15 protein-coding genes are annotated in these 13,145 nt (G+C 42.6%); 8 read left to right on the plus strand and 7 right to left on the minus strand.

The features are described 5' to 3' along the window. Nucleotides 1-226 precede the first annotated feature (226 nt). The 5 genes from ACFSRY_RS02370 to nth all read left to right on the plus strand — a co-directional run bounded on the left by ACFSRY_RS02370 (nucleotide 227) and on the right by nth (nucleotide 3,179). Nucleotides 227-574 carry a hypothetical protein gene (locus ACFSRY_RS02370; RefSeq protein ID WP_377503072.1) on the plus strand — a complete coding sequence of 116 codons (348 nt, stop codon included), beginning with the start codon at nucleotides 227-229 and terminating at the stop codon, nucleotides 572-574. A 228-nt stretch (nucleotides 575-802) separates the two neighbouring features. Further along, complete coding sequence (locus ACFSRY_RS02375; protein ID WP_377503074.1) at nucleotides 803-1,249, plus strand: group III truncated hemoglobin; 447 nt, start codon at nucleotides 803-805, stop codon at nucleotides 1,247-1,249. Nucleotides 1,250-1,671: 422 nt separating this feature from the next. Next, nucleotides 1,672-2,274 (plus strand): RNA polymerase sigma factor, encoded by a 603-nt coding sequence (locus ACFSRY_RS02380; RefSeq protein WP_377503076.1) that lies wholly within the window; start codon nucleotides 1,672-1,674, stop codon nucleotides 2,272-2,274. After that, the gene (locus tag ACFSRY_RS02385) at nucleotides 2,249-2,479 is read left to right on the plus strand and encodes a hypothetical protein (RefSeq protein WP_377503078.1); all 231 of its coding nucleotides are present in this window, start codon (nucleotides 2,249-2,251) and stop codon (nucleotides 2,477-2,479) included. Before ACFSRY_RS02380 ends, ACFSRY_RS02385 begins: the two co-directional genes overlap by 26 nt. A 19-nt stretch (nucleotides 2,480-2,498) precedes the next feature. Further along, complete coding sequence (gene nth / locus ACFSRY_RS02390) at nucleotides 2,499-3,179, plus strand: endonuclease III (protein ID WP_377503080.1); 681 nt, start codon at nucleotides 2,499-2,501, stop codon at nucleotides 3,177-3,179. Between the two features lie 60 nt (nucleotides 3,180-3,239). Here the strand turns inward: nth and ACFSRY_RS02395 are convergent, their stop codons facing one another. The 4 genes from ACFSRY_RS02395 to gldB all read right to left on the minus strand — a co-directional run bounded on the left by ACFSRY_RS02395 (nucleotide 3,240) and on the right by gldB (nucleotide 7,294). After that, nucleotides 3,240-3,908 (minus strand): CPBP family intramembrane glutamic endopeptidase, encoded by a 669-nt coding sequence (locus ACFSRY_RS02395; protein ID WP_377503082.1) that lies wholly within the window; start codon nucleotides 3,906-3,908, stop codon nucleotides 3,240-3,242. A 129-nt stretch (nucleotides 3,909-4,037) separates the two neighbouring features. Beyond that, a complete protein-coding gene (locus ACFSRY_RS02400) occupies nucleotides 4,038-4,931 on the minus strand; it encodes a LytR/AlgR family response regulator transcription factor (RefSeq protein ID WP_377503084.1) in 894 nt (297 codons plus the stop codon). A 117-nt stretch (nucleotides 4,932-5,048) separates the two neighbouring features. Then, nucleotides 5,049-6,263: a glycosyltransferase family 4 protein gene (locus ACFSRY_RS02405; RefSeq protein WP_377503086.1), complete on the minus strand. Its 1,215-nt coding sequence runs from the start codon at nucleotides 6,261-6,263 to the stop codon at nucleotides 5,049-5,051. Nucleotides 6,264-6,289: 26 nt separating this feature from the next. Next, entirely contained in the window at nucleotides 6,290-7,294 is a 1,005-nt protein-coding gene (gene gldB, locus ACFSRY_RS02410) for a gliding motility lipoprotein GldB (RefSeq protein WP_377503088.1), read from the minus strand. Between the two features lie 77 nt (nucleotides 7,295-7,371). On the opposite strand from gldB, the gene ACFSRY_RS02415 reads away from it, so the two are divergent. After that, nucleotides 7,372-8,040, plus strand: a complete 669-nt coding sequence (locus ACFSRY_RS02415; protein WP_377503091.1) for a porin family protein — start codon at nucleotides 7,372-7,374, stop codon at nucleotides 8,038-8,040. Nucleotides 8,041-8,109: 69 nt separating this feature from the next. Here the strand turns inward: ACFSRY_RS02415 and ACFSRY_RS02420 are convergent, their stop codons facing one another. The 3 genes from ACFSRY_RS02420 to ACFSRY_RS02430 form a co-directional block, all read right to left on the minus strand. Next, the gene (locus tag ACFSRY_RS02420; protein ID WP_377503093.1) at nucleotides 8,110-9,708 is read right to left on the minus strand and encodes an Rne/Rng family ribonuclease; all 1,599 of its coding nucleotides are present in this window, start codon (nucleotides 9,706-9,708) and stop codon (nucleotides 8,110-8,112) included. 210 nt (nucleotides 9,709-9,918) lie between these two features. After that, nucleotides 9,919-10,785, minus strand: coding sequence for a tetratricopeptide repeat protein (locus ACFSRY_RS02425; protein ID WP_377503095.1), 867 nt, complete (start codon nucleotides 10,783-10,785; stop codon nucleotides 9,919-9,921). Between the two features lie 61 nt (nucleotides 10,786-10,846). Continuing rightward, nucleotides 10,847-11,152 (minus strand): HU family DNA-binding protein, encoded by a 306-nt coding sequence (locus ACFSRY_RS02430; protein WP_187068752.1) that lies wholly within the window; start codon nucleotides 11,150-11,152, stop codon nucleotides 10,847-10,849. 324 nt (nucleotides 11,153-11,476) lie between these two features. Between ACFSRY_RS02430 and mutY the strand changes: the two genes are divergently transcribed. Together mutY and ACFSRY_RS02440 are read left to right on the plus strand one after the other, a co-directional pair. After that, nucleotides 11,477-12,568 carry an A/G-specific adenine glycosylase gene (gene mutY, locus ACFSRY_RS02435; protein WP_377503098.1) on the plus strand — a complete coding sequence of 364 codons (1,092 nt, stop codon included), beginning with the start codon at nucleotides 11,477-11,479 and terminating at the stop codon, nucleotides 12,566-12,568. Between the two features lie 112 nt (nucleotides 12,569-12,680). Then, complete coding sequence (locus ACFSRY_RS02440) at nucleotides 12,681-13,139, plus strand: single-stranded DNA-binding protein (protein WP_377503100.1); 459 nt, start codon at nucleotides 12,681-12,683, stop codon at nucleotides 13,137-13,139. The last annotated feature ends 6 nt before the right edge of the window (nucleotides 13,140-13,145 follow it).

The following is a 13,145-nucleotide window of genomic DNA, read 5'->3' on the forward strand; positions in this document are numbered from 1 at the left end:
ATAAAATTTCACGATTCATTATCTGCACAGAAACAAAAATCGCCTCAGCAAAGCAGCACCTGTTTTAGCTAATCGTAAAGGAGCTTTTATGTCTCTGTTACCTTAGCAGCTGAACTATTAATTAATTGTAAAAAAAATTATTCCAGCTAACGCCGGCTCTCCTATATCGTAATTTGGAGCCATAAGCCGTTGTTTAAAAATATTTAATTACCAAAAAGAGTACCATATGAATATTCTTGACATAAGAGATCTGTTGGAGAACATAGAGAAGAAAGTGTGCCAGCAGGAAATCACAACAGACGCAGATGTTACCAAACTGATTAATGTTGAAATTACTAAAGCTATAAACCTGAAGTACAAAAAGGAAAATGAGGCGAGTGGTAAAGTTGAAAGTAGTTTAAAAAACGTATCATGCACCACTCTTGAGTGCTACCTGGAGCATTTAAAGTCTGTAGAGCAAAAGCTTAAAGAGCCATGTGATCTTTCAGCACAATGCAACCCTGTAGAAGAGCGTGACATAAACCGCCGTCTACTTCTGATCCTTAACCGCATTAAGGGTTACAGCAGGAAATAAAACTAATCAACTGTCACAGTATCCTTCGGTAAGATTCCTCAGCTCTTTCGAAGGATTTTTTATGTCCTTTACTTTCCTAAGGCTCCCGCCTCACTGCAATAGATTAAGTCGGAGAAAATAAACCAACACTTCAACCTCCTTCTTTTTACCACCAAGTGATATTTATCATTTTCTCAGAGCATTGATGCTTGTAAACTTGCATTCTCAGGTAACTATACCTGTCTAAGTATGGCAAAACGAGCAAAGAATAACGCCATACTTAGCGTGTTTCGTTTTAAAGCAGCTTACCTAATCATGAAAAAGGATATTGAAGGCGAAGATGATATAAAGTTACTGGTAGACACTTTTTATGATAATGTTAACCAGGACAACCTGCTTTCACCCATTTTTAACAGTTTTGCAAAAGTTGACTGGTCATTACACTTACCAGTCATGTATAACTTTTGGAGCACTGTGCTTTTCGGAAGCATGGCGTATAAAGGTCAGCCATTTCCAAAGCACCTGCGCCTGCCAATTGAGCGTACACACTTTAGCCGGTGGACAAACTTATTCACAAGTACTGTAGATGAATTGTTTGAGGGGACTAAAGCAGAGGAGGCTAAACAAAAGGCATTAAGTATAGCGCATGTATTCCAGCTTAAAATGGAAATGAATGGGGTTCTGAAGCCGCAGTAAAGACAACATTTAAAGATTAAAGTAAACAAGCCAATAGCAAATTTCAGCCTATTGGCTTGTTCTTTTCACTCCCTCCATAACCGGTTCGGGCTTTATTAGGTGCTTTTCATTATCCTTCCTACACCACTTTCTTTGGGAAACAGCTGAATACCAGCCTTCTTCTATATGTGGAAAACTAAATTGAATGAAAAGGACACTCATTTATACTTTCTCCACGTATAAGAAATCAGCACCCGCTGAAACGTTCGGAACTAGGTAGTTGGTACAACAACCATCTAATTTTTTCACAGGAGGAGAATTACCCTCTTGCACGAACAAAATGTATTACCTATATTTGATTTACACTTCAAAAAACTTTGTTCAAAAATACTAAGCGCAACAATATGATATAAAGCTCTACGTTAAACTAATGTAGCTTTACGATGAATACAACGACCCAGCTGAGCGACTCTGCTTTAGTTTCGCTTTATATCGCAGGTGAAGAAAATGCGTTTGAACAGCTTGTAAACAGACACAAGAACAAAGTCTACACGACTATTTTATTAATTGTAAAGGACTCTTATACTGCTGAAGACCTCATGCAGGATGCTTTTATAAAAGCAATCCATACCATGAAGGGCGGCAGGTATAACGAGGAAGGCAAATTCTCTTCCTGGATATGCCGAATCGCACATAATCTTGCGATCGACTTTTTCCGTAAAGAGAAGAGAAGCCCGATGATCACGCTGGATGACGGCAGCAATGTGTTTAACACAATGGCTTTTTCTGAAGACTCTGCTGAGTCGGTTCAGGTAAAAGAAGACACACATGCACGCCTGAGAGAGCTAATCCAGACGCTGCCACAAACGCAGCGGGAAGTCCTTATGATGCGCCATTACGCAGACATGAGCTTTCAGGAAATAGCAGACGCCACCGGCGTGAGCATCAACACGGCCTTAGGACGTATGCGCTATGCGCTTATCAACTTAAGGAAGAAGATGCTAAAAAGTAATTTTGCTTATGATAAAAACCTCTACTCAGAATGAGCTGATCCAGTATGTTTATAATGAATTGGCAGATGATGCCTGTGAGCAACTGGAAGCGGCATTTATGCACGATGACGAGCTGGCCGAAGGCTGCTCCGAGCTCCTATTGATCCAGAATCTTTTAGACGGTGCGCTCAAAAGCCCAAGTGAGCGATCGGTACAAAGCATACTTAGTTATTCAAAAAGCTTAAGTTTGCAGTCTTAACAGACTGCAAACTTTTTTTATGCTTAAGAAAGAACGCTACAGGCTCCTGATTGAGTACTTCACTCAGCATTTTCCGGAGCCTGAAACTGAACTGGCCTATACAAACCCTTACGAGCTTATACTTGCTGTTGTGCTTAGCGCACAATGTACTGATAAGCGCGTGAACATGGTAACACCAGCCCTTTTTGAGGCATACCCAACACCGGAACACCTGGCTACTGCCACACCTGAAGAGATCTTCCCATACATCAAAAGTATATCGTACCCTAACAACAAGGCCAAGCACCTGGCCGGGTTAGGGAAGATGCTGATAGAAAAGTTTAATTCAGAAGTACCAAGTACTGTGGAAGAACTGGTGAAACTGCCCGGCGTAGGCCGTAAAACAGCCAACGTGATTGTTTCGGTTATCTGGAACCAACCCGCCATGGCCGTGGACACACATGTGTTCAGAGTGAGCAAACGTCTGGGCCTTGTTACAAAAGCAGCTAAAACACCTTTAGAAGTGGAAAAGCAGTTAGTTGCTAACATACCCAATGAACTTGTGTCTAAAGCACACCACTGGCTTATACTTCATGGCCGCTATATTTGCGTAGCCCGCAGACCAAAATGCGAGGAGTGTCCTCTCACCCACTTCTGTGCCTTCTTCCAAAAAAATTTCCCCAACATCCCGGATGATCCGGAGAATAAGCTTGGGGCATAGTAGCAATAAAGAATCAAGTAAAAAGAGACCCGCAGCAACTACGGATCTCTTTTTACTTGATCAGGATTTTGCTATGAACAGAGGCAAGAGCATAAAAACAACGAAATCAACAAAGAAGTGGCCGATGATATTAATCCAGATATTTCGTTTCCAAAGATAGAAGGCTGTTAGTATGCCTCCTGCCAGTGTTACGAACAGCAAGTGACCTAAACCCCAGCTCAGGTGCGAGACTATAAAAACAAGTAGTGGCACAGCTGCAGCTACTGCTTTACTACCTGTAACTGCTATAAGTCGCTCTATGGGGTATGAACGATATAAGATTTCTTCTGTGACAGCGGCACGGAGAGCCAGCAGGAATAAAGAATACACAGGCATCCCGGCAAGTGCTTTCGCATTCTCCTGTGATACTTCAAGCCCCACCAGCTTTATTAGTACGGACGCAACAGGGAAAACTATCAGGAGCAAAAGCCCAAGTCCAATCCCCCACAGCAGGCCCTTGAATGAAAGCTTACGAAAGCCAAGTGAACTGAAAGACTTCTGCTCTATTAGCAGGGCATAAGCTATCAAAGTAAATGCAATAGCCCAATAACCAATTTCGAAGGTTATTTTATTTAGCCAGCCTAACGAAGCAAAAGTAATAAGTCCTGCTGGCAGGAGCAACGCAAGAATTAAACCAGTTAAGATAGTTGTTTTGCGTGTTGAGATGCTGATGTTTGATACAGTGTTCATAGCGGCATAGGTTAAATGGTAAAACTTATGCTGCAAAGGAAAGCTTGAAAAAGGGCCTTCTCCAAGTGTTTTACCGCTATTAAAGCTGAGTGGTATTGAATTTTTGACTGAATGGTAGCAGCAGTGGCTCTACCCATTGGGTGAAAACCATCTTTTGAACTCTGCGGCTTTGTACCTGCTTATTATAATTTCTTCCGGTGCCTGCCCATTTACCGCTATCTGCAACAAGAGCTTGTTATTAGTTTCCTTCTGCACCAAAGTAATTGCAGGTTTATTCACTATCACCTGTCTGGACACTCTAAAGAACTCTTCCTTTGGTAGCATCTCCTCCAGTTCAGAAAGTATAAAATGTGTAGTTACACGCTTACCTGAGCGAAGCATGGCAAATACCATTTTATGCTTTGAAAGAAAGTAGCCGATCTGCTGTAAGGGCAGCTGCAAAGTTTCCCGCCCAGTATGAATCACAATCTGGTCCTGCACAATGGACTTCTTTTTACTTGATAGAGGCTCTGCGGCAGATGCAGAATTGTCAGTATTTATAACTACAGTATTTATCATTGGTGTATTCTGCACCTGCTTCCATAAGCGGAAAATATCTATGCCTAGATAAATAATAATTACAAGAGCTACAGACAGCAAGGAAGTAATCACCCCCACCACCAGGTTATAAAGGTGCACTGGCTGCTTGTATACAAAAACAAATACCAGTGGCACATATAGCAGGTAGATAATTAAGCCAATGCCCATGCTCATCAGAACAACCTTTATGATAAGGGCAGGTGAAAAATTTCCTTTTATGATAGCCGGCCTGTAGCGCCTGTTATAGTTCCAGCTCAAAGTCTGCCAGAGCAGGAGAGTTCCTATCAGGTGCACCAGAAAATCTTTCAAGGGAAAAGTGTAGTCTGGCTGAAAGGGAAAGTTCCTTGGTGAGACAATATGTACCAGCAGGAGCACAAGCAATGCTACAAGGAGAATCTCATTAGCTCCAAGCACTAGCTGCCGCACCCTTTTCAGTACATTCATAAAGCAGTGACTTATTTGTTTTTTAGGTTACGCCCTTCCTATACTTCCCCAATGCTTTGTCAATTAACGCCTCTCAACTCTGCAGTGTTATTGTCTATAATTTAGCTAATGATGGTCTCAATAGCTACGTCTTTTTGGTTTTTGCCCCCTGATTAATATCTCCTCCATTCTTTCGGCCAACTTCTTTCTGTCAAACATTGCACGAGCTACCGTCTCACCTCTAGCGCCTGCCAACTTGAGCTCCTCTGGTTGTGCCAGTATTTCATTGATTGTTGTAGCTAAAGAGGCTGGCTGTTCGGCAGGAGAATACCAGCCACAGCCATGGTCTTCAACAAAGTCTTTTGTCCAGCCCGGGTTGGTTACAACTACAGGAGTGCCACAGGCAAGACTATCGTAGAATTTAGAAGGAGAATTTGAAGCTAGCACCGGCAAATCATTGAAAGTAACTAAAGACAGGTCTGCCAGTTTAAATAATTTAAAAACCTCATAACGTGGCTGTGGAGGGAGAAGAAGCAAGTTAGCTGTCTGTGAGGCCAGTTCCTGAAGTTGTGGCTCATAATATCCGTTTCCTGCCAATAGAAACACGATACTTTCATCTGACGCCATCCCTCTGATTGTTTCCATCAAAGCAGGAACAGCATTTGCTCTGCCGTATGTTCCGGCATAAAGCACCACACTCTTTCCTTCCAGCTTATACTTTTCACGCAGGCTCTCTACATCTTTCTGCTGCACAGCATTTATGAATGTGAAATCAGTGCCATTTAAAATGGTAGTTACTTTCTCCTGCTCGATCTCAAGATGATGCACATACTCAGACATATCAGGGGATAAAGTAATTATTTCACTAGCACTTCTATAAAGTTTGTTTTCTGTCTTATACAGCAAGCGCTTAAGTTGCCGGTTATTTACAGCACCCATCTCAATCGGAAACTGTGGCCATAGATCCTGCACCTCAAAAACCCAAGGTACATTTCTTAGCTTTGCCACCTGTGCCGCTGCCCATGGGGTACTTAAAGGAGTAGAAACTGCCCAGATAATATCCGGCTTTGGCATCGTCATTCCTATTCTCAGTGCATACGCTGTATAATGGCTGAAGGACTTGATGCGCTGCACTACTCCCATTTTATTTGCATAGGGGGAGTTGCACTCGTACAGTTTTACCCCTTCAGGAACCCATTTATACTCTTTTGTGAGTCTTATATTGCGCCACCCATCGCTGGTAATCAATGTAACCTTATGCCTTTTTGCCAGCTCTTCTAAAAAACTGTAGTGCCTGCATGTGGCAGGGCAGTCGGGATTATGGTGGTGCTGGTTAAAAACGGCTATATGCATCAGGAGCAGACTACTGCAGCTATTTTTTACTTACGCCTCTCAGGCTTATACTTAGATTCAGTAAAGATTTTCCGTGCATCTGTGTTTGCCATAAGTTCTGGCAGTGTGACATCTGGATTTTTGGCCATATACTCACGTACAATCTGCCAGCCAACCCAGGCACCTAATCTTCCTGGAGCCTTGGCATCTATCTCTGGAGTGGTGGGTCTTTCTCCCAAATATTTGTTTATCAGGAAAGGATTCTTTTCGTAAAGCAGGCTCTTTTCAATGAAATGAGCCCATATTCGTCCTTCATTATGTTCTACGTCTGCCAACTCCTGCCCCGAATATCCGATGATCAGTGAATCCGGTATACAAGGCATTACCTTCTCCACGAAGTAATAGGCTTTGCCCATGTTCACCATTTCAGAAAGAACAGTCCTGTCGGTAGTGTTAGTTTTGTTAAAACGGTTTGAAAGCAGGAGCATAGCAGCAGGTATCATCATCTCCCGCTCATACCGCTTTAAGATATACTCATATACCTGTGGCCGATAGGTTGCACCCTTTCCTATAAAGTAGTCTAGGCCAAACACAATGAGTGAGTCAGAAATAAATAAATCGCTACCCAAAGTGCCAAGGCCAGTAACAAAAGTCTTCACCTGCGGACTGTTGAATTCCGGATAGTAATATTTGATATGTTTGAAAGCCGTCTCCAGTTGTTCCTCTTCCTGCTGCATATTACCAAATCGCTTCGAAGACTCCTGCACCAACGTGTCCAGGGACTCATTGGTCGCTAATTCGAGAAGTGGGTTTATCAGCAATGAATCCGCAGGGTACTGATCTCTTTGCAGGTATTTATCTGCAAAGAGCGGATTTGTTTTTATGAAATCAGCCATACCCGCCTTGGTATCGGCAGCATAGAAAGGCTTTTCTAAACGCTCTATTTCTATATCTACTGGTATTTCAGCAATCTCAGAAGGTATTTCACACCCTTCATCTTTACAACCAAAAGCAAGGAAGAGTACAGCAAGTATTAAAAATCTGTAATACATTATTCTAGTATATTTGTACAAAAATAGAGGGTTCTTACGTATTAGAGTAACACTATTGCTTCAATTTAATTATGCTCATGAAGAAAATTACCATCTTAGTATTATTTTTATTATCTGGATATGCATCAATGGCCCAGATAGAAATAGGCCTCATGCTGTCTCCTACCATCTCTGGCAACCGCTTTATTGCCGAAGATAAGTATAACTTTGAGAAAGAAAGCAGCAAGCTGCGTTTAGGCGTGGGTGTGGTTGCGGATTATTTCTTTGCAAAGAATTATGCCTTTAGCACCGGCCTTGTTTATCGTAGCAAAGGCAGCGAAATATCCTATAGCTACACCCGCGTAGAGGATGGTTCCTCTGTAACCACTAGTGGCAAGGATGACATCGCTTTGCAATACATTGAGCTTCCGCTATCTCTAAAGCTTTTCACCAATGAGGTTACTCCCGGAACGCTTGTGTATTTCCAGGTGGGCGGCTCACTTAACACTAAAGTAGCCGCAACCGTGAATGACAAGAAAGTAATAGACGGAGAAAAAGCGATAAAACGCTTCAATATATTTGAAGCAGATGTTCTTTTGGGAGGCGGTGTAGAAATTCAAATGGGTGAGAGCACAAAGCTTTTCTCAGGCCTTACTTATCATAGAGGCCTTTCTAACATTGATGATTTCTATAGGGAGACACTTGGTGATAAGAACATTGCTTTAAAGAACAACAGCTTTTCACTTGATGTTGGTGTGAAGTTCTGATATAATATACTTAAAAAGAAAAAGCCGGCTAGAACTACTCCAGCCGGCTTTTTCTTTTCAAGTATATTGCTACTCTTCTTCTTTGTCTAGTACTTCAGGCTCTTCCGTAAAAGAAGCACGAAGTTCGATTTCATCGCCCCGATCATCCATCACTTTGAAGTCCGTGATGCCCAACGAAGTATCTTTAACTAATTTCACCCACTTAAAGTACTTAAAAAACCATTTCGTTTGCTTAGATACGATTCCCTTAGTATAGTAATCATACACAAACGGGTGCAGGTAAATAATAAGCCCCTTATGGTTGTGGCTTGTCAGCAGGTTGTCTACCGCTGCTTCGATTTCGTCTGTAACCAGAATACTGGCTGTTATTTTACCGGTGCCATTACAGGTAGGGCAAACTTCTCCGGTTATAATGTTTTGCTCTGGCCTTACACGCTGACGCGTTATCTGCATCAGGCCAAATTTTGAGATTGGAAGAACTGTAGATTTTGATCGGTCTCTTTTCAGTTCCTCTTTTACTACCTCATATACTTTCTGACGGTTTTCCGGCGACTTCATATCGATGAAGTCTATCACAATGATACCACCTATATCCCGAAGGCGAAGCTGACGTGCTACCTCTTTGGCAGCCATCATGTTCACATTTAGCGCTGTGGCCTCCTGATCGGTTTCGGTATTAGATTTGTTCCCACTATTTACATCGATCACATGCAGTGCCTCGGTGTGCTCAATCACCAGGTATCCGCCCCCTGGTATAGTCACTGTTTTACCGAAAGCAGCTTTGAGCTGTTTCTCGATGTGGAAGTGTTCGTAGGTTTTAGTCTTTCCGGTGTACTGCTTCAGAATCTTTAATTTATCTGGTGCAATACTGCCGATGTATGTTTTGATCTCCTCATAGAGCAGACTATCGTCTACTACTATGTTATCAAAACTCTCGTTAAGCAAATCCCTCAAAATGGAAGAAGAACGATTTAGCTCGCCAATGACTTTGTCACATGGCTTAGCTGTCTTCAACGTCTTAAACCCTTCTTCCCAGTTAGCAAGCATATTGCGCAGGTCTCTGTCGAGCTCTGCCACTTCACGTCCTTCGGCCACCGTCCTGATAATTACACCAAAATTTTCCGGCTTGATCGATGTGATCAGGCGCTTAAGGCGTGTTCGTTCTTCTTTGCTGACGATCTTTTTGGATACGCTTACCGTGTTTGAAAACGGCACGAGCACCAGAAATCGTCCTGCTAAAGAAAGCTCACAGGATAATCGTGGGCCTTTTGTAGAAATAGGTTCTTTTACAATCTGGACCAACAGCTGCTGTCCTTTTTTAAGAACATCAGCTATTTTGCCTAGTTTGTCTATCTCAGGCTCAAATTTTAACTGGTTAAGTTTAGGCGTTGCGTTCTTCTGAGTCTGTGCTACTTTCAGGTACTTATTAAGCGTTTTGATATTTGCGCCCAAATCATGGTAATGCAGAAATGCATCCTTGTGGTAGCCAATATCAATAAAAGCAGCATTTAGGCCTGGCATTACTTTTTTTACAGTACCTAGAAAAATATCACCTACAATGTAATTTGTGTCTTTACGCTCGAAGTGATACTCAACCAGTCTCTTGTCCTGTAAAAGCGCAATGCGCTCTCCATCCTGAGTAGAATTGATAATTAGTTCATTACTCAATTTCTCTCAAAGATATTTGTTGGATGTATAGACCAAAGCCCACTATTGCAGAAGCAATGTGGGCCTCAATTAACGCAGAAGAAATTACTTCTTCTTATGTCTGTTTTTTCTTAGACGCTTCTTTCTTTTGTGTGTAGCGATCTTATGTCTTTTTCTTTTCTTTCCGCAAGGCATAGTCTTGAAATTTATGTTTTGAATTATTTCTTTTCTTTAATTTAATCTGGCCAGATACTCATCAACAGAAGCTGCAAGCGCAGGATCATTGCTCATACCTTTCACCTTATTGAATAAAGCTCTAGCTTCTTCCTTTTCACCTGTCTCGGCTAATGCTACCGCTAAGTAGAAGGTTCCTTCCACGTGTGACGGGTTAACTTCCACCAGATGACGGAAACGCTCAACAGCCTTATCATACTGGGTAGACTGGATAGACAGAATGCCCAGGTTAAATAACGCCTTCTGGTTGTTCGGGTCCGTAGCAACCACCTCACGTAACAGCGTAATTCCCTGCATAGGATTTGTGCTGGCAATGTAAGTCATAGCTACGTTAGTCTTCGCATCCAGGTCTGAAGGATTGTTTTTAAGCACCTGCTCATACATGCCCCTGGCCTTCGCGCCCAACTCATTGGCACGTTCCTGAGTCGCTGCAAACGTAAATGCCTCATAATATGCATCACCGGCTCTCTTATAGCTTTTTTCACCACCACGGGCATTTGCAGCTATTTCGAAATAATAACCAGCACTGTCATACTTAGACGCTTTCTCATATGCTTCTCCCAGTTCTGCCGCCAAACGATTGCGAGCTTGTGCATCAGTAGCTTTATTATACTTTGCACGGGCAGTAGCTAACTCCATCAGCTGTTCTGGCGTTGCTGCTGTATGAACAGCTGTACCACCAGCGCCAGCCTCTGCTCCATGGTCGTGTCCATCATCTTCCGAGTGACCTTCAGGCACGGCAGCAGTTTCGCTTTGAGCTATGTTATTTTTATCATCCTCATTTACAACCACCTTAGGCAGAAAGAACATGGCGGCTGCCAAAGCGATGGCTGCAACAACGATCAGTATTTGGGGCCGGGACATTCTTTCTGCTTAAGTAATTGTGAATGAATCAAACAAATTAATTCTGCAAAGATATAAAAAATTAAGCAGTAGCTAATTCTTTGATCTTCTTGCTGTTTTTAATCTTCTGGATAAAGGTCTTAGATGGCTTGAAGCTTGGAATAAAGTGCTCATCAATAATGATAGACGTGTTCTTAGAGATGTTACGTGCTACTTTCTTCGCGCGCTTCTTGTTCACAAAGCTACCAAAACCTCTCACGTAGATGTTGTTACCATCAGCCATAGAGTCTTTAACTACTTTGAAGAAAGCCTCAATTGTAGCTTGAACATCCGCCTTATCAATCCCTGTTTTATCAGCAATTTCTGATATTACTTCTGCTTTAGTCACTTTCTTAGATTTTTATAAATTTGATAATCAGTTAATTTTTCAATCTTTATAATCAGGAACTTACCCTGATTCCGTAATTTTCGGGGCACAAAGGTAATTTTACTTTTCGATAAGTAAAAGCTTTAGTGCTAAATTATTAAAGGCTGATTCTTACGTTTTTACCCCAACAATCTCATTTTATACAATACCCGTGCCATGTATCTGCCTGCATAACGCCTGCTTCTTTATAATATTTCAGCAACAGACACTCATGGCAGCACACTCAACAAATGATTACTTTTGTCCGTTCCTCCGAATCACAATTGAAGTCAATTTAATTCTGCTATGAGCTCCCCTACTCCTGCTGCTTTCTCTCAAACGCTAATTAACTGGTATGAACAGCACAAGCGCTCCTTACCATGGCGTGACACCACCAATCCATACTACATATGGCTCTCAGAGGTGATCCTGCAGCAAACGAGGGTAGCACAGGGGCTACCCTACTACCTGAAGTTTAAAAAAAGCTATCCAACGGTGCAGGAATTGGCATCAGCACCACAGGATGAAGTACTGCGCCTGTGGCAGGGGCTTGGCTATTATTCCAGAGCCCGGAATATGCATCACACGGCGCAGCTGGTTGTTGAAAAATACGGTGGCCGATTCCCTGACAAATATGAGGAACTATTAAAACTAAAAGGCGTGGGCTCCTACACGGCTGCAGCGATAGCAGCTTTTGCTTTTAAAGAGCAGGTGGCAGTACTTGATGGCAATGTATTCCGGGTATTAGCACGTGTTTTTGGCATAGCCGATGATATCGCTGCTCCCGCTTCTCGCAAAGTGTTTCAGAAATTGGCAGACAGTTTAGTACCCTCAGAACAACCTGACTCTTATAATCAGGCTATAATGGAATTTGGGGCAATCCAATGCACTCCCATAATGCCGGACTGCCTGTTTTGCCCCTTGCAGCAGCAATGTTTCGCCTTTAACCATGGGATGGTGCAGGAACTTCCTGTAAAGTCTAAAGCCAAAGCAGCGAGGCCGCGATTTTTCCATTACATTGTACTGGAGTTTGAAAGGCAGTACTACCTCCGGAAACGGTTAGAAGGTGACATCTGGCAGGGGCTGTACGACTTCTACCTGTATGAAAGCGACAGCAATGAGCTAGACCAGAGAGCTTTATTACAAGAATTAAGCAAGGCAGGGCTTGAGTTAGAAGAAATACAGCTTCATCCTCCCCGGAAGGACTATAAACACATTCTTAGCCATCAAAAAATAACTGCCCGTTTTTATCAGTTCAAGCTGAAATCCCGTTTAAAGGAAAAAGTCACAAAGGAAACGAGATTAGCGCTTTATAGCCCTGAAAAAATAGACGATCTTCCGAAGCCTGTTCTTATCAGCAGCTATTTGAAAGATGCTAAGATTTTAATACATTTATAGACTAATCAAACTGAACTAAATTTATTGTAGTTTTGTAGTTTAGAAAGCCATATTTGCCTCCGGCTTGGTTGCCGGAGTAGCCCAATTAATTAACTATTAAGACAAGAAAGACATGGCAAGTGTAAACAAAGTAATTTTGATCGGAAATCTGGGCAAAGACCCTGAAGTACGTCATTTAGAAGGCGGTGTGGCTGTAGCCCGCTTCCCTTTAGCAACCTCCGAGTCTTATAAAGACAAAAACGGACAGAAGCAGGAAAAGACCGAATGGCACAACATTGTGTTATGGCGTGGCCTGGCAGAGGTAGCCGAAAAATACCTTCGTAAGGGTCAGTCTGTTTTCATTGAGGGTAAAATCAGAACCAGCCAATACCAGGACAAGGAAGGCAACCAGCGCTATAGCACTGAGATTGTTGCAGACAACATGACCATGCTGGGCGGTCGTAGCGACAGCGGAAACGGCAGCAGCGGTTACCAGGAGTCTTCTGCCAGCACCAACACTGGCGAAAGCAGCTACAGTGGCGGAAGCAAGTCTGTTGCTCAGAATGATGAGCCGGACGATCTTCCGTTCTAACCCTAT

It is taken from the genome of Pontibacter locisalis (genome assembly GCF_042684605.1).
Lineage (GTDB): Bacteria > Bacteroidota > Bacteroidia > Cytophagales > Hymenobacteraceae > Pontibacter > Pontibacter locisalis.